At 30.2% G+C, this 22,780-nt stretch carries 14 protein-coding genes and 1 tRNA gene; 9 read left to right on the forward strand and 6 right to left on the reverse strand.

The annotated features are described in order from the left end of the window. Positions 1–23: 23 nt before the first annotated feature. Both ACWYN7_RS02485 and ACWYN7_RS02490 read right to left on the reverse strand, forming a co-directional pair. Positions 24–2,372 (reverse strand): M56 family metallopeptidase, encoded by a 2,349-nt coding sequence (locus ACWYN7_RS02485; protein WP_462858254.1) that lies wholly within the window; start codon positions 2,370–2,372, stop codon positions 24–26. Beyond that, positions 2,369–2,740 carry a BlaI/MecI/CopY family transcriptional regulator gene (locus ACWYN7_RS02490; protein ID WP_397445305.1) on the reverse strand — a complete coding sequence of 124 codons (372 nt, stop codon included), beginning with the start codon at positions 2,738–2,740 and terminating at the stop codon, positions 2,369–2,371. Before ACWYN7_RS02490 ends, ACWYN7_RS02485 begins: the two co-directional genes overlap by 4 nt. 111 nt (positions 2,741–2,851) lie before the next feature. Between ACWYN7_RS02490 and ACWYN7_RS02495 the strand changes: the two genes are divergently transcribed. Continuing rightward, positions 2,852–3,481 (forward strand): peptidylprolyl isomerase, encoded by a 630-nt coding sequence (locus ACWYN7_RS02495; RefSeq protein ID WP_462858255.1) that lies wholly within the window; start codon positions 2,852–2,854, stop codon positions 3,479–3,481. A gap of 81 nt (positions 3,482–3,562) precedes the next feature. On the opposite strand, the gene ACWYN7_RS02500 is transcribed toward ACWYN7_RS02495, so the two are convergent. Both ACWYN7_RS02500 and ACWYN7_RS02505 read right to left on the reverse strand, forming a co-directional pair. Then, positions 3,563–4,741 (reverse strand): OmpA family protein, encoded by a 1,179-nt coding sequence (locus tag ACWYN7_RS02500; protein ID WP_462858257.1) that lies wholly within the window; start codon positions 4,739–4,741, stop codon positions 3,563–3,565. 150 nt (positions 4,742–4,891) lie between these two features. Further along, positions 4,892–6,280: a dipeptidase gene (locus ACWYN7_RS02505; protein WP_462858258.1), complete on the reverse strand. Its 1,389-nt coding sequence runs from the start codon at positions 6,278–6,280 to the stop codon at positions 4,892–4,894. 104 nt (positions 6,281–6,384) lie between these two features. Here ACWYN7_RS02505 and ACWYN7_RS02510 point away from each other — a divergent pair. Then, positions 6,385–6,466: transfer RNA gene (locus ACWYN7_RS02510), tRNA-Leu, on the forward strand. A 446-nt stretch (positions 6,467–6,912) separates the two neighbouring features. Here ACWYN7_RS02510 and ACWYN7_RS02515 read toward each other — a convergent pair. Further along, the gene (locus ACWYN7_RS02515) at positions 6,913–10,095 is read right to left on the reverse strand and encodes a DEAD/DEAH box helicase family protein (protein WP_462858260.1); all 3,183 of its coding nucleotides are present in this window, start codon (positions 10,093–10,095) and stop codon (positions 6,913–6,915) included. Between the two features lie 513 nt (positions 10,096–10,608). After that, on the reverse strand, positions 10,609–12,348 hold the full coding sequence (locus ACWYN7_RS02520; RefSeq protein ID WP_462858261.1) for a BT4734/BF3469 family protein: 1,740 nt from the start codon (positions 12,346–12,348) through the stop codon (positions 10,609–10,611). 1,040 nt (positions 12,349–13,388) lie between these two features. Between ACWYN7_RS02520 and ACWYN7_RS02525 the strand changes: the two genes are divergently transcribed. From ACWYN7_RS02525 to ACWYN7_RS02555, 7 genes are read left to right on the forward strand one after another with little or no spacing between them, the layout of a single operon-like run. Further along, positions 13,389–15,008, forward strand: a complete 1,620-nt coding sequence (locus ACWYN7_RS02525; RefSeq protein WP_462858262.1) for a sulfatase family protein — start codon at positions 13,389–13,391, stop codon at positions 15,006–15,008. 27 nt (positions 15,009–15,035) lie between these two features. Next, complete coding sequence (locus tag ACWYN7_RS02530; RefSeq protein ID WP_462858263.1) at positions 15,036–16,136, forward strand: family 43 glycosylhydrolase; 1,101 nt, start codon at positions 15,036–15,038, stop codon at positions 16,134–16,136. Positions 16,137–16,140: 4 nt separating this feature from the next. Continuing rightward, the gene (locus ACWYN7_RS02535) at positions 16,141–17,724 is read left to right on the forward strand and encodes a sulfatase-like hydrolase/transferase (RefSeq protein ID WP_462858264.1); all 1,584 of its coding nucleotides are present in this window, start codon (positions 16,141–16,143) and stop codon (positions 17,722–17,724) included. Between the two features lie 20 nt (positions 17,725–17,744). Next, positions 17,745–18,917 carry a glycoside hydrolase family 43 protein gene (locus ACWYN7_RS02540; RefSeq protein ID WP_462858265.1) on the forward strand — a complete coding sequence of 391 codons (1,173 nt, stop codon included), beginning with the start codon at positions 17,745–17,747 and terminating at the stop codon, positions 18,915–18,917. Between the two features lie 5 nt (positions 18,918–18,922). Then, positions 18,923–20,323 (forward strand): sulfatase, encoded by a 1,401-nt coding sequence (locus tag ACWYN7_RS02545; protein WP_462858266.1) that lies wholly within the window; start codon positions 18,923–18,925, stop codon positions 20,321–20,323. Further along, complete coding sequence (locus ACWYN7_RS02550) at positions 20,313–21,359, forward strand: glycoside hydrolase family protein (protein WP_462858267.1); 1,047 nt, start codon at positions 20,313–20,315, stop codon at positions 21,357–21,359. Before ACWYN7_RS02545 ends, ACWYN7_RS02550 begins: the two co-directional genes overlap by 11 nt. 14 nt (positions 21,360–21,373) lie before the next feature. After that, positions 21,374–22,756, forward strand: a complete 1,383-nt coding sequence (locus ACWYN7_RS02555) for a glycoside hydrolase family 27 protein (protein ID WP_462858268.1) — start codon at positions 21,374–21,376, stop codon at positions 22,754–22,756. The last annotated feature ends 24 nt before the right edge of the window (positions 22,757–22,780 follow it).

Consider the following 22,780-nt stretch of genomic DNA (forward strand, 5'->3'; position numbering starts at 1 on the left):
TCGATTTTTCGAGGCTAATTTTTTTAAATAGTTATGTTTTTGATATTATATTTTTTAAAAATTTTAATTAGTTCTAAAAGATGAGGTTTATATTCGCTTGTATTTTTATTATCTAAAACAAATTCACCCTTCGGAATTTCTTTACTCAGTCCTTTTTCATCTTTTACGGAAACATATTCAATATTAGATTTCATAATGTATAATTCTAAATCATCATGGTATTCTGCTGAATTAGAAGGCTTAGTTCTAAATTTTTTTAAATCTTTAGTTTTTGTAAAAACGAATGTGTTTTTAATTTCATTATTATTTAATTTTGATATCGTCTTATCTATTGTTGTTATAGTTACAGGTTTAAAATTTTTAAATGATTTATTATAGGATATTGAATATTTACCATTTTTAGATACTAAAATTACTATTGTTTTAGTAGCATTATTTTCAGTAACTGTTTTCTTTTTTAATTTTGGTGGAGGTGGAGGAGCAAAGTCATTTCCAGTTCTTTTTTTCCACTCTTTGTAAGCATTTTTTGCTTTTAAAATTTCTTCTTCAGATGCATCAGGAACTGGTGGTGGAGGAGGAATTAATAATTTATCTTCTTCTGTTAATTCTGATCTTAACTTATAAAAAACTTTATTGTTTTTTCTTAAAGTTACATATGGTTTTACAGGGTTTTCAGGACGAGTTACTTTGTTTTTATCAGCTCTAGACATTCTAAAATACATACCACCTAAATCTGAAAATTCTCTATCTATTTCTTTTTGCTCTTTTTTAGTTTTAAAAACATAATGTTTACCTGTGCTTTTTAACTTTTCAAAAATAATATGTTTCTTTTTGTATTCTTTTACAATATCAAGATTTACTAATTTCCCATTTAGATAATACCTAGCTATTCTTTCATTTTTATCAAAAGTGTAATAGTATTTATCATCATTTATAGTGATGTACCAGTTTTTATGAAATTTAGGATCCTCCTGAATTTCAATTATTTTAATGTTTCCTTTCTCCTCTTGAATTTCAACTATATTATGATCTTCTTTAATATAGTTCATGAATTTCTCCATGCGCTTTTTATTTTGAGCATTAAAATAGGATGTAGTTTCTAAATTAGCCTGATTTTCTTGTGGAAAACGTTTGCTTCTTGCATTGCTGTGCACATAACTGCTTGAATATTTAGCAAAATCTGTGTGTTTGTAATTATTTAAAAGTTCGTTTTTAACTACTTTTCCATCAACCCAAATTGCATATTTCTCACTGTTTTTTAAGGCTTCAAATTGAGCTTTAGTTGGAATTATTTTTTTTGATTTTAAAAGTGGAGGAGGCATCAATCTTGCTTTTTCCTCATCATTTAATTCGCTATATTTTTTAGAAATAGTGTTACCATTCTCATCTTTTTTTTGAATCTTTAAGTTTTTATAAAAGTATTTTTTATAGATTTCCGAATTTGATAAATCATCTTTTTTAAAAGGTACATCCTCAATAATTGTTTCTACAATTTCTTGCACTTCTTGCGCTTCAACTCTTTCTGCAAAGAGGTAAACAAATCCTGCTAATAACGGAATTACCGCCAGTTTTTTTAACAAGATTTTTGTGTGCGAACTTTGTGTGGTCATCATTTTTAATCTTTTTTTAGTAAGTGAATAATTCAAATTACTGGCCAAGTAATATTCGTTTTTCCAAGCAGCTTTATTTACCAATAAGTGCTGATATTGGATTGTGTTTTTATGTTGATGAATTACACGCTCATCTGCCAAAAATTCATGGTTTAATTGCACCGCTTTTTTTAGCAAAATAAAGAAAGGGTTTATCCAAAAAATGGCATGTAATAATTCTAAGAGTATTATATCTAAGGTGTGTTTTTGTGTAACGTGTGTAAGCTCGTGTGTAAAAAGTTCTTTTTCGATCTTTTTATTTTCGTAATCATTTTTGTTGATGAATATATAGTTCCAAAATGTATGAGGTAATATTTGATCATCAACTAAAATTAAAATTGCTTTTTGATAAGGAATTGCTGTGTTTTTCTTTGTTTTATGAACGATGTTGAATAAATTTTTACCCAAGCGAATGCATAATATTGTTGATATTATAAAATATAAAATCATCAATATTGATTTGTAATTAAAAGTATTTTCAATAATAATTTCTGATGGAATTTCTTCGATATCGTAAGCTATATTTGAAGTAGTTGTGTTTTCTATAATGATGGGTGCAGCATCAATATAAATAACATATAAAGGTGCTAAAAATGAAAAGAACACACTGCCTATTAAATAGAATCGATTAAAATTATGCATTTTCTCTCTTTCTAAAACTAAGTAATAGAAAAATAAAAGCAATGCCAAACAAGTTGCTGATTTTAAAAGATATGCAATCATTTTTTTTGTTTTTTAATTTGAGAATCAATTACTTTTTTTAATTCTTCTAATTCATCAGTAGATAAATTTGTTTCTTTAGTAAAAAACGAAGCAAACTGACTAGCAGAATCGTTGAAGAAATTTTTGATTAGACCATTTACGTGTTTCGAAAAATAATCTGTTTTTTTTATGATCGGGTAATATTCTCTAGATTTCCCGAATAACTTATAGTCTATAAAACCTTTGTCTTTAATTCTTTTTAAAAGAGTTGCAACAGTTGTAGTTGCTGGTTTTGGTTCAGGAAAATCTTCTAATAAATCTTTTAAAAATGCCTTTTTACGCTTCCATAAATATTGCATTAATTGCTCTTCTGTTTTTGATAATTGCATTCTTATAAATATTTTACTCTACAAACATAGAATAAAAATTTTAATTCTACAAATGTAGAGTTAAAATAGTTTTTACTTTTTATACCTTTGATTTTATAAAAATGAAATAGAATGAAACGAATTTTACTATTAGTATCGATACTTATAATGGCATCTTGTGCATCAAAAAAGTTTAATGAAAAATGGTTAAAAAAAGAGGCTCCAGCAACTTTTAAAGCAAGATTTGAAACCACAAAAGGAAATTTTGATATTGAAGCAAAAAGAGATTGGTCTCCAAAAGGAGTAGATCGATTGTATCAAATGATTAAAAATGATTATTATGTAGATGTTGCTATTTTTAGAGTTGTGCCCAATTTTGTAGCTCAATTTGGTTTACATAATGACACAATCATCAATAAATCTTGGCAGCAAAGAAAAATTGAAGACGAACCTGTAATTCAGAAAAATGATTCTATGACTATTTCTTTTGCTAGAGGAGGCGTAAATTCTAGATCTAATCAAATATTTATCAATCTAAAAGAAAATCATAGATTAGATAAATTGGCTTATTCTGGAGTAACTGGTTTTCCTGTGGTTGCAAAAGTGATTGCAGGTCAGGAAAATATTTTAAAATTTTATGATGAATATGGAGATCAATTAGGCAGAAAACAAGATTCGATTGCTAAATTTGGGAATAAGTTTTTAAAAGAAAAGTTTCCTAAAGTAGATTATATCACCAAAGCCTATTTGATTAAAGAATAGAACTCTAACTATTCTATGTAAAATAAAAAAGCATCAACAAATACATGTTGATGCTTTTTTTTTGTTTATAAAATTTTAAAATTATTTAATTTTAAAAGTAACTTTTCTAGCTAATTGTCTAGCGTCTTTTGCAACAGAAGTATCTTCACCACCACCAAAATAAGATAATCTTGTTGGGTTTATCCCAGCAGCAACTAAAACATCGAACACCATTTTTGCTCTGTTTTGAGAAAGTGTTTTGTTTCTTGCTTCAGTACCAGTTTCATCAGCATAACCAATTAATTCTGCACTTACATAAGGATTATCTAACATAAATTGTTTTAAATAATTTACAGAGTTTAAAGAACCATCTTGAATTTTAGTTTTGTTGATATCAAAGTATACGTTGATGTAACCACTGTTTAATAAGTTTTTAATAAAATCTACATTAGAACCACTAACAACATTAGCGTATTTATTGATTTCATTCTTTTTAACATATCTTTCATCAAGCTCTGTCATAATAAGATCTTTATTAGGACTAGACTCTTTTGTTTTTAAAATAGCGATTTCTTTTTCAGCAGAATCTAAACGTTTTTTTAAGGTAGTTAATTCGCTATCCATTACTTTTTCGTCTATTTCTTTGCTCCAGAAATCAGCAGATTGTTTGTTTTTTCCCAGCGCAATATTTAAACCTATAGAAGTGTTTATTAAGCTAATGTTCGATTCTCTTGAAGAGGTATTCGGTCCTCCATCAAAATTATCTTGTTGGTTATAATGAATTAATGAGTTGATGTCTACAAATAGTGATAATCGGTTTGTTAATTTAATTTGAGGTGTAAAACCTATATTCATAACATACATTAAATCACCACCATTGTCTGTAGGTTCTGTAATGTTTAAAGAAGCAGAACCTGCACCAATGTGTGCTAATAAATTAAAACGATTTGTAAACGATTTAAAGTTTAATACACTACCTAAATTAATAATACCTTCTAAGGAAGCTCTATAATAATTCGATTTAAAATCTGCTACACTGTTTTCGTCTGCACTAAAGCTATTATATCCTAAGTCTAAACGTACACCAAATTTTTCATTAAACATATATCTAAAACCTAGACTTCCTTGCCCTAAAATATTAGCAGAATAACCTGGAGTTATGGTAGAACCAATTTGATGCATTCCACCTCCTAAATCTATAGACCAGTGATCGAAACTATCTTGTGCATTAGTTAATAAAGACAATAATGTAAATACTGCCCCAAAGTAAATTTTCTTCATCTTATTTTTATTTAGTTGTTTTTTTTAGTGTCTATAATTTAGAGTCAAACCTAATACTATTAATGAATTTTGGGGTATTTATTTTATCAGTTGTTTAAAATAATCGTTTAACTGATAAAATTACTTGTTAACTTGCGGTAAAGATAATAATTATAAATAAAGCTTAGTAAAATTTGTATAAAAATATGGTATAGTTTCGATGCCTTTTAGGTAATTCCAAATCCCAAAATGTTCATTAGGAGAATGTATGGCATCAGAATTTAATCCAAATCCCATTAAAATTGTTTTACTTTTAAGTTCTTTTTCAAAAAGAGATACAATAGGGATGCTTCCTCCACTTCTTTGTGGAATTGGCGGTTTACCAAAAGTAGTTTCATAAGCTTTACTTGCTGCTTTATACCCAATATTATCTATAGGTGTTACATAACCTTGACCTCCATGATGAGGTTTTACGATCACTTTTACAGATTTAGGAGCAATTTTTTCAAAATGTTTCACAAACAAATCTGATATTTCTTTCCAATCTTGATTCGGCACTAAACGCATAGAAATTTTAGCAAAAGCCTTGCTAGCAATTACGGTTTTAGCTCCTTCTCCTGTGTAGCCACCCCAAATTCCATTAACATCTAAAGTGGGTCTTATAGAATTGCGTTCGTTGGTAGTATAGCCTTCTTCACCATAAACATCGTCAATTGCTAAGGCTTTTTTATAAGCATCTAATGAAAATGGTGCTTTTGCCATTTCTGCTCTTTCTTCTGTTGAAAGTTCTTCTACCTTATCATAAAATCCAGGAATGGTGATGTGGTTATTTTCATCATGTAAAGAAGCTATCATTTTGGTTAAAATATTAATAGGATTTGCGACAGCACCACCATATAAACCAGAATGTAAATCTCTATTTGGCCCAGTAACTTCTACTTCTACGTAACTTAAACCACGTAAACCTGTTGTTATTGATGGAATACCGTTAGCAATCATTCCTGTATCCGAAATTAAAATTACATCATTGGCTAATTTTTCTTTATTTCTAGGTACAAACCAAGCTAAACTTTCAGAACCGATTTCTTCTTCACCTTCTATCATAAATTTAACATTACAAGGTAAATTTCCTGTAGATGTCATGTATTCTAATGCTTTTACATGCATGTACATTTGCCCTTTATCATCGCAAGAACCTCTTGCAAAAATGGCTCCTTCAGGGTGAATTTCTGTTTTTTTGATAACAGGCTCAAAAGGGGGAGAAGTCCATAATTCAATTGGATCTGCAGGTTGCACATCATAATGACCATAAACTAAAACAGTTGGTAGATTTTTGTCGATAATTTTTTCGCCATAAACTATTGGATATCCAGGAGTTTTGCATATTTCAACGTTATCACAACCCGCTTTTTTAAGACTGTTTAAGACAAAATCTGCAGTTAGCAAAACATCTTTTTTGTGTGATGAATCTGCTGAAATTGATGGTATTTTAAGCAAATCTATAAGTTCTCTTAAAAATCGTTGTTTATTATTTTCTATATAAGATTGGATAGGATTCATTGTTCAATTTTAAAACTTAGTCATCAAAAATAGAAAAATTATAACGAACAAGTTTGTAGTTTACAAGTATTGTTTATATTTGCATCCCAATAAATTGGAAAGTTGCAGGCGTGGTGGAATTGGTAGACACGCTAGACTTAGGATCTAGTGCCGCGAGGTGTGAGAGTTCGAGTCTCTCCGCCTGTACATAGTAAGAGTCTCAACATTTATTTGTTGAGGCTTTTTTATTAGGTACAACATAGGTACAACAAATTAGACTTTTCATATATTCTTAAAAATTGAAACAGGGCTCTCCTTTATTAAAAATCTTAATAGTTAAACTTTTTGTATTGCGCAGGGGATAAGTTACAAGATTATTTATTGAATCATCGGATTACGTAAAATACTTAGTATTTCTATTTTATTTAGAACTTTTGATACTTGAGTTTTTCAGGCCTTTTGCATTTTCTAAAAACCTTATAAAAATAATCATAAAAACATATATAATATGGAACAGAGAGATTGTGCAAATGAGTTAATTTCAAGAATGATAAGTGATGGCTTCAAGCTATTGTTAATCTGGAGGAGAAAAAGAAAAAACGTTTTGCATTAAAGAAGAGAAAACCAACCCAATATGGGTTGGTTCTTATTTTTTACACTGATGTTTTATGATTTACATAATCTACAACGTTAACAGTATATTCTTCTATACTATAGTTATCAACAGTTTTGCTTATAGACTTTTTTGGGAAGTAGTCTTTTTTAAAAGTACTTGGATTGTATATTCCGCAATTTTCTTTTTTAACAGGTACTTTTCCATCTTTTAATTTAAATTCTTCACCTTTAAAAGCATAAGAACATAAAAACTGACATGCCTTTATTTTATCAAAGTCAGCATATAAAATTCTGTTTTTCTTATCCAAAACTACGAATGCACTATCTTTATATTTTGAGGTGGTATCGGTTAAATCAATCGTTTTTCTACCTCCTGATTTTGTCCTTACACGTATTTTCGTCTTATCCAAGTATTTTTTTGAGACCTTATTTAGGGTATTGTAAATTTTACTTTTAGAGATATTATTCAAACTAAAGGTGTTACTATTAATTAATTGTTTTAGGGTAAAATCATCTTGGCAGAAAAATATATCACTATAAAACTTTTCAGCTCCTAATGAATAGTAGTTTTTCTTAAAGACAGTAAACTCTGTTGATTTAAAAGCTGTTAATAATATTTGTTCTAAACGTGATAATTTTTTAAATACCTGTTCAAGTACTTGAACGAAACTTTCATGCTCATTTGATTTTAGACTTTTAGCTATTTTCTTTAATCTATTTGAAGCTTTTTCAATGTTCCTGTTCTTTAATTGGTTATAGCAATAAGCAGATGCTATGATTAATTTATAATTTTTTGTAGGCATACTTTCCACCATCAAATTATAACATACTTCTATTAAACCATCCACTAACTCTTTATGTTCTTTAGAAAGCTGTTCTTGGGTTACTTCTTCTGGTGGAAAAGGATTTACATGACTTAAATCAAGATAACCATTTACCTCTTCACTCTTTATAATTCTTGGAATTATAATGCTTTCATTGTTTATTTGAATACCATCCTTTGAAGTGTTGATCTGAGTATATTGTGAAATATATTTAAGTTGCATTTCTAAATTCTCGAGATCACTTTGCATTATTTTCTCTTTATCTCCGAAATACGGCTTATATATTTCGATTTGTCCATCAGACAGATAACCATAGTTTGACGTATTGTATCTGTGATTATACCCTTTTTTTGTATGGTTGCCAGAATTTAAATTATCCATTTTATATTCGATCATAGAATACTGTTGTTCTGCCCATGCATTTTTGATCTTCTTTACCAAGTCCTTATCTTTAATTGTATAAGAAATAAATGTAGGATATATGTCTTTATGTACGCCTATGTTGTAATTAGATAAGGCATCTAAAGTTGTAATATAATTTGCTACAGGTATAAATTTTTCACTTAGCAAGACATTACAACCTCTTACGTATTTAGCTATATGATCCATGAACCTTTTGCTAGAAAAGGGTAGGTAGTTTACTTTTGGATTGTTAAGTGAACTAATAATTTCAGGTGCTTGAACGCTATCATAAAGAAAGGCTAGTTTCCTAAAACAACGAGAAAATTTGTTTATACAAAGCTCATGTGAACTGTGAAAATCTCCCTCAATAATACAGTTCTGGTTATGATTACTTTTAATGTAAAAGTTACTCGCTTTTGTATTTATCGGATTAATGATTTTATCAGAAGCCATAATCGTTATCCTTACCTTCTTTCCAAGGTTTTTTATCAAATCAAAAAGGTTAGATTTTTTAAAAACTGTAGAAATGAATTTATTTTCTAATTCTATTTGGTCTTCAGTCATTTCGTTAAGAGGATCTCCCAGATCAATATGTTTAAAAACAACTTCAAATCCAGCGTCTTTACATAAGTAATTAAAGCCATCTAAAGACTGGTGCCAGTCTGTATACATCCTCTCTTCCTTACCAATCAATTGTTGTAAAAGCATCTTGTTTTCTTCTTCCATAGTCTTGGCTTGTATATCAGTAGTAGAGATATAAGTAGGGTTTATTTTGACTTCTCTTAGAAAATGAATTTCTGATGTTGGAAGGACCTCATCTTCTTCAATGTTTACAGAAGAAATATTAGTTTTAGAATCAGCCAATAAATGATGATTATATTTATTAATACCAAATAAGGTTTTTACTGCATGGTCATACCGAAAGTTACGATTAGGATACTTTTCATCCTTTATAAATATTTTTGGAAAAAATACAGTTGCTTCGCATAGTCTATTTCTAAAACGGTTGACAGCCTGGATAGTTTGAATAGCACTTATCTGACTATATTTACTGCTTACATCAATTACAATGGCATATTTTTGGGTAGATGTTTTACCTGCCTTTAGATCTTTACCATCAAGACCATCTTTATCAATGTTAATTCCATTTATAAAAAAGTTAGTGACTAGTACTACATCGAAATCTCCAATTTTACCGGATAAAATGTTTTCTGTGCATTTACCGGAAGAATCAGAATGAAAACAGCCAACTTTAATTTTTTTCCCGATTTTGGTTTGTAGTACTCTTTGCAGTTCTGGCATATATTCTTTGTGGTTGTATACATAAATCACTTTTCTACCTTGACTAATATATTCATTGATTTGTTTAACCATAAGATTTTCTCTTTTTGTCTTATCCATTGTATCAAGATGAACTAAGTTAATTGTTGGAGAAACAGCATATTGCTTGTCTATTCTAATTCTTTTGAATTTATGTTTTATCTGATATTTATCCATTATTTCTTCGATTACTTTGGTTTCCACATTAGGGGTTCCACTCATAAATATAAATTTGGTTTTAGCTTTAGGCATTTTAGATACGAATTCAATAATGCGAAAAATAAGCTTGGAAATTGTATCTCCACGAAAGTCTAGATCATTTGTTAATGCATGTGACTCATCTATAAACACATAATCAATAGTTTTCAAATCTTCGTCTGTTACATTCAATAGCTGATTATAGGTCGTGTTTATTACTGCATTATTTTGATATGGTATCGGTGAACCTTTTAAACTAAGGCTATATGAAAAATTTAGTTTATTTAATGGATCTTCTTTATAAGGTTCCACTGTTCGATTCATCCCAGAATGAATATAAGTTTGGTTCTCTCGATCACCATTATTATGTGCTTCTTTAACCATTTGATCATTAATATTCTTGTAAGGAACAGCAATTATAATCTTTGCTTTTATTCCAAACTTTGGATGAGTAGCTAAGGAGTTTTTTCCTGTCATTAGTGTTCAGTAAGAGGCGTTACTTCTTACCCGGAAAAAGGACATGCCTCTCCAGCTCATGGTTTCCCATAAGATCGGACTATATCTTCAGCTGTTCTAGCTGACATCCACTTCCACAGGACTTCCTGTGTACTCCCTTGATGAACACATCGATTTTCAATCGAGATTCGGGATAGTCTCTGAACTTTTCAATCAAATAAAAATATATATTGGGTGGACCAGGGAGGGGTTAACTCATGTTATATTAAAAACAACATGCAGCTGTCCCCGCGTGGGTCCCTTTTTTTTTTAGATACATTGTAAGAAGAGGTATCCTTGAAATTGATCTTCAGGAATATTCTTCTAAGAAGTACGAATACATTTATTAATTGACTTAGCTGCTGATTGGCATACTTAGCATAAGCTTTTTTCTTACTTATGTACCTTTTCTAATAAAAGAGTATTAGAATGGCTCTAGCTTTCCAGCAATTCAAATGTTTTATTACCTTAAGTTCCCACCTAAGGACGGCACAATTATTTACCGCACTGTGATCGTAGCATAAATACTTTTTGATCTCTGTATTTTTTTTGAAAAAGATCTTCCATTACTTTTTTATCGAGATAATCATCGGGACCTAAAGTAACCTCGGCTTCCATTTCTTCTTGGTCTTCGATTAATGGTAATCTCTTTTTATCTGTATCTAAACTCGCTTTTATTTTAGATGAAAATTCAGATAAATCTATATTACTATTGTTTTTTTCTTGAATGTCAAGGTTGTTCACATGCCCCTCATAAGACCTATGAAATTGCTTTAAACCTTTAACCAGCTTGGAATTTGCCCCAAAGTTTTCTAATACATAATCTTTTACCTTTCCTATTTGAAAAACTAATTTATAAAAGGCTGCCGGAGTTAACTCAGCTCTCTGATCAGCATCGTAATCATGTTGGCTTCTTTCGGTCCATCGATAATCACCATTAGATGGATTTTTTTTATTAGAATCATTAGGAATTAACTTTTTAATCTCATTAATAGCTATTTCTCCAAACACTCCGTAAAGAACCCAGCTTTGCTTTAATAATGTATTGTAACAGGTAAAATTTGATGCTACCCAATTTTTAATTGTTTGATCTTTTTTGGATAGATCAACGATGTAATTCACCGTTTTTGTAAACTTTTCTAATTCAAACTTAAGATCAAAATCTCTTTTATTATTTTTTTGATAGAGATGGTACGCATCCTTATCAGATTTAATACCATGTTCCTTTTTTATTTTATTGATCGTATTCTTATTTTTAACAATCTCTTTTTGAACTTCTTTATCTCTTCTTTCTTTTTCTTGATTTACAATTTCAGAATAATTTGAAATTGCAGAAAGATTTTCTTTAAAGTGTTTTTTTTTATTTGAAATAAAAGGTAGAAAAGTTGCTCTTTGTGGATCAATAGTCGCATCGTCAATTTTACAAGGAATGTTTGGAAAATTCTCTTTAAGTTCTTCAAGAGCACCTTTGTACCAAATTTTATGATAGTTCATAACAGATTCTCTATGTTTATCTTTAAAGTCATTTTTGAAATCTTCTAAAGAAATGTCTACTTGACAAAATAGTTTTAAGCCTTTTCCTGAAGGAGAAACAAAAGCCATATATGGTTTAATGTTTGTGGTACCTTTCCATATTTTGTTCATCCAATCGACAGTAGTTTTTTCATCTTCGAAATCATCAAAATCAAATACAAACCTTCCTGTATGTTCGAAATTCATTTTTCTTTTATCTCTTGTATCAGTATTTAATGATGCAACAACATAGGGAAGAAATATTTTTACTAAGCTTTTATTATCACCCGCAGAGCTAAGCAATTTATAAATACTACCTTTTGTATCGGTCAATTCTGATACTAATTCTCCATGTGATATGGCTTGAGCTCGTTTCTCTTTATACCAGTCGGCTTTTTCAACATGTTCTTTTGGTTGACCATAGGATTGAATACTCGAACCCCATTTAAAGCTAAATGCTAGATAGTCCTTAAGGAAAAACTTAAGAGAGTAGCCTTTTTCTTTTTGTAATCTGTTTAACCCCGCTTGGTATGTTTTTACAAAATTAGCACAGTATTCTAGTGCTGAGGTTTCCTTTGGTTTCTGATAATAACCATTTAAAAGTTGTTTTAATAGCGCTTGTTCATCAGCTGGTAGTTTAGAATATTCAGCTCCTACCTCAAGCTTTTTGTAAATATTTTGATCCTCTATATGAGTTGCAAAATAAAAATAATTGTTAATCATTTTAGTGTGATTAATATTTAATAGATCTAATAATGTACCATGTGGGGAGAGGTGCATGTATTTATTCTAATTATAGAACAAGTAATCCCTCCTTGGTACACTCCAATTGTACCTATAAGGTCATCAGATTTAACTCGCTGTTTGGGAAATTAACCTCAGAATATATTAATACTTATAGTGGATGGTGAACGTGGTAAAGCTGGTAAACCTCAGCAATAGCAAGTGTTATAGCGATTATTTTAGTGGTAAAGAGTTGGTAAAGTGGTAAACTCAAATTTCTATTTAATAAAGTTTATGCCGGTTAGCTAGCTGTTAAATATTTAAATTTTTTTTATTAACTTAAAATGATATCATTTAACGTACTAAAATTCGGAAATCCTTTATTATCAAAAAGTATTTGTCTAAAAATAATATATTCTAACCATTATAAAAAACTTCTTCATAAAGATTTCTTTGTAAGTCTTTTTTTCAGTTAACTCTTATTTAAAAATATTACTTAGAACTACTTAGGGCCAATCTATTTACACATCAAAATTTATTAAGTTGCGTAATAAGTTATTTTGTTTTTTTTTTACATTTAATTGAGGGTTTGTAATCATATAAATTAGACTTATTTCTTATTGTACCCACTTTTCATTTGTCAAACAACCATTACCTATCATATTAGTGCAGTTCATTCAAATAGTTTTAAACTTATAATTTTAAGATTTTAAAATGATTCTTTTTTTTTTTTTTAAAGAGCAACTCTACATAAGGGTTAAGTAACGTCTTTTCAAGTTTAAAAAAAACTTACCTGGATAATATTATTAGAATAATTACAAATGGTATAATGATAAACCTTTGAGAAGTGTCATGAAAACTTATCAATAAAATAATTTGAAGCTAAAATTGTAGTACAAAGTTTTTAAATTCTTGTTTTCTTCACAAATAGAACAAAATGACACTCTATTTACACGTCTGAGCAATTTAGTTGTTGATGAATACTTGAATTTTAGGTCTCTAAATAATTAAATCGTTTTAGAGTTAATGAAATTAAGTAAATGAAAAAAACTAAGGAGATTTTATCACTTTTTACAGTATTATTTTTTTTAGGTATTTATGGACAAACAGATAAAATAGATACTCAAAAACCAAACATTTTATTCATTATTTTAGATGATGCAGGTTTAGACATGAGTGCTTATGGAAGTACATTTGTAAACACTCCTGCTTTTGATAAAATAGCGAAAGAAGGCATTTTATTTAACAAAGCTTACACACCTAATGCAAAATGCGCACCTTCTAGAGCGTCTTTGTTAACAGGCAGAAACTCTTGGCAATTAGATGCTGTTGCAAATCACTACATTTACTTTCCTACAAAATTTAAAACCTTTCAAGAATCTTTAAAAGATCATGGCTATACAACAGGTTATACTGGTAAAGGATGGTCTCCAGGAATAGCCAAGACAGCAACAGGAGAAAATCGTTTTTTAACAGGTAAAAAGTACGATACAAAAAAATTAAAAGCATTAACGTCTGAAATATCTGTAAATAATTATAGTGGCAATTTCAAAGATTTTTTAGGGAAAGTTCAAAAAGGAAAACCTTGGAGTTTTTGGGTGGGTTTTAATGAGCCTCATAGAGGATACGAATATCAATCTGGAGTAAAAAAAGGAGGTAAAAAACTAGAATTAATTAAAGAAGTACCCAAATATTGGCCAGATTCTACAGCTGTAAGACACGATTTGCTAGATTACGCTTTAGAAATTGAATATGCAGATAATCACGTGCAAAAAATACTTAAAGAATTAGAAGAAAAAGGACAGTTAGAAAATACGTTAATTATATACACGTCAGATCACGGAATGCCTTTTCCAAGGGTAAAGGGCAATCAGTATGAAAATTCAAATCATGTCCCTTTGGCTGTAATGTGGAAAAATAAAATCAAATCTACAGGTAGAAAAATTGATGACTATATCAGCTTTATAGATATAGCTCCTACACTTTTAGAAGTTGCTGGTTTAGAATGGAAAACATCAGGAATGCATCCAAGTCCTGGTAAAAGTATCTTACCTCTATTAAAGAGTTCTCAATCTGGAATTATTGATAAAACCAGAAATTTTGTTTTAGTAGGTAAAGAACGTCATGATCATGGAAGGCCTAATGATGTAGGTTACCCAATTAGAGGAATTTATAAAGATGATTTTTTATTATTACGAAATTATGAACCAAGTCGCTGGCCAGCAAGTAATCCTGAAACTGGATATTTGAATGTAGATAGAAGCCCAACAAAAACATTATTAATTAATTTAAGGCGCTCAGGAGTTGATAAAAATTTTTGGATGTTAAATTTTGGCAAAAGACCAGAACTAGAATTTTACAATCTAAAGGAAGATCCTTTTTGTGTACAAAATTTAGCATCAGATAAAAATCATACAAAAACTATAGAAAAGTTAGAAGTTTTTATGGTTTCAAAACTAACAGCACAAAACGATTTACGAATGATCGGTTTTGGGCATTTATATGAAAAACATCCTTTTACCAAGTTTCGAAATTATTATGAAAATTATATGAGTGGTAAAATTGGTAAAATGAAATGGTGTAATCCAGAAGATCTGGAGCCTACTTATATTGACGATTTTGGAAACAACTTGGGAGTAGTTAAACGTATTAAAAATTAAATATTTACGAATAAAGATATCCAAACAATGAAATACTATAACATATATATTGTAACAATTTTTCTTTTAGTTTTATCTTGTAAATCAGTAAAAAAGAAAGAAGGGAATTCTTTAAAACAAACATTTAATGCAAAAGAATTATCTGTAATAGACCAGCATAATAAAACCATACATACAATGGGAGATGTTTGGATGCGAGATCCATTTATTCAGTTAAATCCTGATGGGTTTTATTACATGTCTTGTACACGTCAAAGAGAAAATCTAAAACTAGAAGCTCCTAAAGGAGGTATAGAGGTTTTTAAAAGTAAAGATTTATTAAACTGGGAATCTTTAGGTGTTATTTGGACAACAAGTGAATCTTTTTTTGGACAAACTATGGAAGCTAGAGCAGTTTCTAAAGAAAATAAACATGGAGTAAAATCGGCAATGATTTGGGCACCAGAAATTCATTTTATCAATAATAAATGGATTGTAGTGTACACCAGTAACCAAGGAAAAGCCAACTTAATGATTTCAGAAGGAAAAGCACTAAAAGGCCCTTTTATAGAACCTTTTGGGGCAGATTTTGGACGACATCATGACCCCACAATTTTTATGGATGGAGACCAACCTTGGCTTGTTGATAAAATAGCAGAGGTAACTCCGTTAAAAAAAGATTTTAGTGGTTTTGCAGGAAAACCAATTAAAATTGGTGCTTCAAACAGAAAAATGGGGCATGAAGGCGCATATATCATCAAAGTAAAAGATAAATATGTCTTGTTTGGTACTGCATGGAGTACAGACAAAATGCGTCATGGAACTTACAATTTATATTACTGTGTGTCAGATAATCTAACAGGACCTTATGATGAACGTAAGTTTGTAGGTCGTTTTTTAGGTCATGGAACTCCATTTAAAGATAAAAATGGTAATTGGTGGTGTACTGCATTTTACAATGCCAATAAACCTCCTTTAAATCCTGAAAATGCAAAAAATATGGATTTGAGTGATACTGCTTACACCATAAACAAGCAAGGTTTAACATTAGTACCAATGGATATCGATTACAATAATGGTAATGTTTTAATTAAAGTTCTAGATGATAATTATGCCAAACCTGGAAATGAAGAGGTTCAAAAATTTTAAAGACATGAAAAAAAGTATTACGTATATATTATTTTTTATGGTTTTTTTTAGTTGTAAAAACAACAATGAAAACTCTGAAATTGCCAACTCTGAAATGAATAAAAAACCAAACATTGTTTTTATTTTTTCTGATGATTTAAGTTTTAGAGACATTAGCGCTTATGGACAACAACATTATAAAACACCAAATATTGATGCTTTAATTGCTACATCAACAAGGTTTACACAAGGTTATACAGGTGCTCCAGAATGTGCGCCTTCAAGAGGAACCTTATTAACTGGTTTACATGTAGGCAATCAACATATTCGTTTAAATAGCAGTGCAAGAGGTTTTGAACCTTTACCAGATGGTACTTATACTTGGGGTAAAATGTTTCAAGAAGCAGGTTACAAAACAGGGGTTATTGGTAAATGGGGCTTGGGATATAAAGACACAAAAGGGCATCCTTTAAATCAAGGTTTTGATTATCATTTTGGTTTTTTAACCCATTATGAAGCGCACTCTTATTTTCCTACAGTGTTGTACGAAAATAATAAACCTGTCTATTATCCAGAAAATAACAGTTTTGATATTGCTTCTTTATACGTTAAGAATCAATATAAAAATAACAAAAGATTTGAGAAAGACTATGATGCAAACGGAAAGTTGGTTGCTATGGATATGGAAAAAGCAGCGTATGCTCCAGACTTGTTTGATAAAAAATCTCTAGAATTTATTGATAAAAATAAAGAAAATCCTTTCTTTTTATACTTTACCACAAACTTGCCTCATGGTCCTACAATTGTTGATGATTTTCGTCAATTAAAAGACAGAAAAGATATGGATATTTATGGAAGAGAATGGGGAGCAATGGTACAGCGTTTAGATATTTCTGTTGGTAAACTCATCAATAAATTAAAAAAAGAAGGTTTATATGAAAACACGATGATTGTTTTTGCATCAGATAATGGTTATGCAATGCACAGTCCAAAAACCATAAAACCAGGTCACAGAGTTTGGTTAGATGATAAAGATTTAGCAAACAAAGGCCCTTTTAAGGGTGGTAAATTTGGCGTTTTTGAAGGCGGAATGCGTGTGCCTTTTACGATTAGAATGCCAAATCAAAACAAACCTAAAGTAGTAAGTGAACCAGTTTGGTTGGTAGATTTATTTCCAACGTTTGCATCAGTAATTAATTTTTCTGTTGATAAAAAACTGGATGGACACAACTTGTTGCCACTTATTAATGGTGATAAAAATGCCATTCCAAAAGAGAGGTTTATGTATTTCTACAAGCAAAATGAGCAAGCTGTAAGGCAAGGACCTTGGTTTGCGTATCGTTCACATCCTAATAAAAAAGTAGAATTGTATTTGGTAGAAGAAGATCAACATATAGATTTTGATTATGCTAAAGTCTATCCACAAAAAGCCAAAGAATTGGCTACAATAATGAATACAGAACACAAACCTAGTGAATGGTATTGGAATCCTGGAGATACTGGAAAAAGCTTTAGAAAAAAAGTTGAAAAAGCCAAAGAACTTGGTTTAGAAATAAAAAGATATAGACCAAATGGTATGAAATTAATGCCTTGGGAAAAAAATAAATAGTAATAAAATAGTATAGAATAATGGCGAAGTATAAGTTGTTTTGTTTATTTACCATTTTTGCTTTAGTGGTAACGTCGTGTAAGAACAAGAAAAAATTAATTGCTGAAAACAATGTTCAAGAGGCAGCATATTTTGAGTATCAAAACCCAATAAAAAGTGGTATCGATCCAAAAGGATTAAGAGATTGTCAAGTGTTAAAAGACGGAGATTGGTGGTATATGACAGGTACATCTTATCCTCATTGGTCCAGACAAGAAAAAAATGGCAACCTAAATAAGGGTGTGGTTTTGTACAAATCTAAAAATTTAACAGATTGGCAATTTGTAAAATATATTGTGAATGCAGGCGATAAAAGCAAATGGTATCATCGTAGATTTTGGGCGCCAGAAATACAAAAAATAAAAGGCAAATATTATGCACTTTTTAATTGTAGTAATGATGATTTAGGATTTGTTGGGCAACATCCAGGATATGCAGTTGCAGATAATATAGAAGGCCCTTACACAATAGTAACAGAAGATAAACCTTTAACTAGAGGAAATGATTTAACATTTTTTGAAGATAAAGATGGTAAAGTTTGGGCATTTTGGAACAAAGGCAGAGAATTTGGAATCGGTTTTGCGCAAATAGATTTAGCAACAGCCACTTTTTTAACAGAGCCTAAAAGTGCAATAAAACCTGCACAGGTTGATTATGCTTTTGATGATAAAGGGAACATGCTAAAAACGGCAGGTTATGATGGCAGACTTAAACCAAAAGTTGAAAAATATTACGATTGGGATTCCATAGGAATAGAAGGTGCGTATGTTATTGAAAATAATGGCATTTATTATTTATTCTATTCTAGCTGGACACGTGGTTACGAAATTGGGTATGCAACAGCAAAAAGTATAGATGGTCCTTGGACTAAATATGAAGCAAATCCTTTTTATGGAGCGCAAAGTAAAAGCACTTGTAAAAAACGTGGTTTTAAATTTACTGGTGATGAAAATAGCCCATTTAATCAAGTGGGACACAACGAAATATTTAAGGGTCCAGATGGTAGATATTGGTTGTCTTGTCACGGAATAATTCCAGATAAAGATGATGAAAACCCTTTTTTAGTGATCGATCCTATTTGGTTTGATGAAAAAGGGAATGTAAAATCTTATGGGCCATCATATAAACCTCAAAAAATTCTTATTAAAAAATAATTGATATGTTAAATAAACTATTTGGTTTTTTTTGCCTCTTGTTCTTTATAATAAGTTGTAGTATTTCTCAACAAAAAAATACTGTAAAAAAGGAAAAACCTAATTTTCTGTTTATTGCTGTTGATGATTTAAACGATTGGGTTGGTTTTTTAAATGGTCATCCACAAGCAAAAACACCAAATTTAGATCGTTTGGCAAAATCATCATTAATTTTTGACAGAGCGTATTGTGCAGCTTCAGTTTGTAATCCTTCAAGAGCAAGTATTATGTCTGGTTACAGACCTTCTACAACAGGTATTTATCAAAATAAACACAAAGTATTTGAGAACGATTTGATTAATAAATCGCTTATGTTGCCTCAATATTTATCAAAGTATGGATATGAAACCTTTTCTCGTGGTAAAATATATCACACACCAAACACAGGAAAACATACCTGGAATACTTGGAGTAAAGTAACAGGAAGCTATGGTAATGTAAAAAAGAAAAAAGGTTTTTTAGATAATGGCATTCCAAAAGGTGAAATGTCCGACAATATGGATTGGGCAGCCACAAATATTTCTTTAGAAGCCACTCCAGATTATTTGAATGCAAAATGGGCTGCAGATCTTTTACAAACTTCTATTGACAAACCTTTTTTTATAGGTTTGGGTATTTTTAGACCTCATTTAAAATGGGTGGTTCCCAAAGAATTTTACGATTTATTTCCGTTAGAAGATATTGTTTTACCCACAGTTTTGGCAAAAGATTTAGATGATGTTAGCCCAAATTTAAAACCCACTAAAGAATACAAAACCATTAAAAAATATGGTAAAGAAAAAGAAGCCATTCAAGCCTATTTAGCAAGTATTGCGTATGCAGATTATTGTATTGGTTTGGTATTAGATGCATTAGAAAAAAGCACTTATAAAGATAATACAGTGGTTATTCTTTGGGGAGATCATGGTTGGCATTTGGGCGAGAAATTACGTTACAAAAAATTCACTCTTTGGGAAGAAGCTGCCAGAGTTCCTTTATTAATTAAAGCACCAAATATTACAAAATCAGGAACTAGATCTAAACGTACAGTAAATTTATTGGATTTATACCCTACTATTTTAGACTTGGCAAACCTCCCAAAAAATGATAAGAATGAAGGGCTAAGTATTGTACCACTTTTAAAAAAACCTAAAAAGGAATGGGACTATCCATCTTTAACACAAATGGGAAAAGGAAGAAATACAATTAGAACCGAAAAGTGGAGGTACATTAGGTATGAAAATAATGATGAGGAATTGTACAATCACACCATAGACTCATTAGAGTGGAATAACTTAGCATCAAATAATCAATATAAATCAATAAAAGAAAGTCTCTCTAAAAAAATGGATGACATTTTAAAAAAAAATTGGAATAATGAAAAATAAAGTTTTTATAATTAGCTTATTTATTGCTGTTATTTCTTGTTCTAAAGAAGAAGATGTTATTATGCAACAAGATGATAATAATCAAATAACAACATCAGATCCAGTAATTGGACTAGAAGATTTTTATAGTGGAGATATTAAATGGGATGAGAAAAAAGGTGAAGTTATATTTTTAACATCTGGTAAAATTGATTTTCCTAGTGAAGGTTTAGCTGGTTTTATCTGGAAAGTTCCAACTAAAGTTAATAAAATTATTATCAATGAAAATGTAACAGTTGATGGAGGTTTCCACACATATGCAAATTGTGATATTGTAGGAGAAAATAGAAAAACGTCAATAGTATATGGATTAGAAGAAAAAGCTTGGGCAAATAATAACAACTTAACTGCTTATAAAATAAGTTCCTTTGAATGTCATGAAGGAGTTTTAAATATTTCAAATTTAACATCTTTAAACCCAAGATCTTTTCATGTTAGAGGAAATGGAGGAGTAGTTCATTTAAAAGATGCAGATTTTATAGATGATAGAGGAGGTCATCACAATCATAGTGATGGTATTGCTGCAGGAAATGGCTCTACTGTTGATAACTGTTACTTTGCAACAGGAGATGATGTAATAAAAGTTTATAAAGACATTACAGTTACCAACACTACAATAGAGATGGTAACAAATTGTGTACCTATTCAATTAGGATGGGGAGATTATTCTAACGGAGCTGTAGGCACTTTCAAAAACTTAACAATTATTGGTAATAGTGGTCGTTTTAATCCTTACAAAAGCAATCCCATTATTGCTGGTAGAAAAGGTAATTATACAGTAACAGTAAATATTGATGGTTTAACAATAGATAATGAAACAGCTTCAATAGTTAATTTATTTGATGATGATAATGATGGTGTTTACGAAAAAACATTAAAAGGCACTTTAAGTAATGTAAACTTGGTAAATATTAGACGTTATACAAATCAATTAAAAGGTTATGATGAATTGATAATTACAGATACGCAAGGTAATACAATATCTAAAGACTTTTAAAAAGATAAAATCAAATGAAAAAAATAGTTTTAACTATTGTGCTTTTATCTGTTGTTTTTACAACATTTAGTCAAGTTAAAAACAAAACAATTTTAACGCCAACACCACCTATGGGTTGGAATAGCTACAATAGTTTTGGAGCTGCAGTTTATGAAGAAGAAGTAAAAGCAAATGCAGATTATATGGCAGAAAATCTAAAAGATTTAGGTTGGGAATATATAGTTGTAGATTATTGCTGGTATTATCCACATCCACCAGGAAGCGTACAAAGCAATCCACCACAATTTAGACTGCCAAAAGACAACTCTTTAGTGCCTTGGTTACCCATGGATAACAATGGTAGGTTATTACCAGATCCTATAAAATTTCCCTCTTCAGCAAATGGTAAAGGCTTTAAGCCTTTGGCAGATTATGTGCACAAAAAAGGTTTAAAATTCGGCATTCACGTAATGAGAGGTATTCCAAGACAGGCAGTATGGGCAAATTCGCCCATTAAAGATGCATTAAATACTACAGCAAATCAAATTGCAGATACAACTTCTGTATGTCCCTGGTTAAATACGATGTATGGTGTAAATATGGATAAGGAAGGTTCACAAGCCTATTATAATTCACTTATTGAACTCTATGAAAGTTGGGATGTAGATTATATTAAGGTTGATGATATTGATTTAAAAGAGACTTATCCCTATAGAAAATCTGAGGTAGAAGCAATTCGCAAAGCAATAGCGTATCATAAAAGTGATATTGTTTTGAGCTTGTCTTTAAATATGAAATATGAAAATAGAGAGCATGTTAATGCTAATAGCGAATTATGGAGGATTTCTAAAGATTTTTGGGACGATTGGGATAAACTTCTACATCAGTTTGATTTAATAAAACAATGGAACAATGTTACAGGCCCAGATAGTTGGCCAGATGCAGATATGCTTCAAATTGGTAAAATATCAAAAAGAGGACCAAAAGGACCAGAACGTTTTAGCTATTTTACAGAAGATGAACAATTTACACACATTACACTTTGGATGATTTGTAAATCGCCTTTAATGATGGGTGGTCACATGCCAGAAAACACTCCATTTGTAAAAGAACTTTTAACAAATCCAGAAGTTATTGAAGTGAATCAAAAAGGAACTTTTCAAAAAGAATTATGGCGAAAAGACGGTCTAATTGTTTGGGTTAGTGATGCACCAGATGGCAAATCTAAATACCTAGCTTTTTTTAATACGGATAACAAAAAACGTGACATAAAAGTAAACTTTAAAGATTTAGGAATTAAAACAAAAGCGAAAGTGAGAAACCTTTGGACTAGAAAAGATGTAGGTTCTTATAAAAATAGTTTTACAGAAAATGTAAATGTTCATGGAGCAAAATTGTACAAAGTAACTCCAAATTAAAAATAATAATTTAGTAAAGATTAA

Source organism: Polaribacter sp. M10, assembly GCF_054968445.1.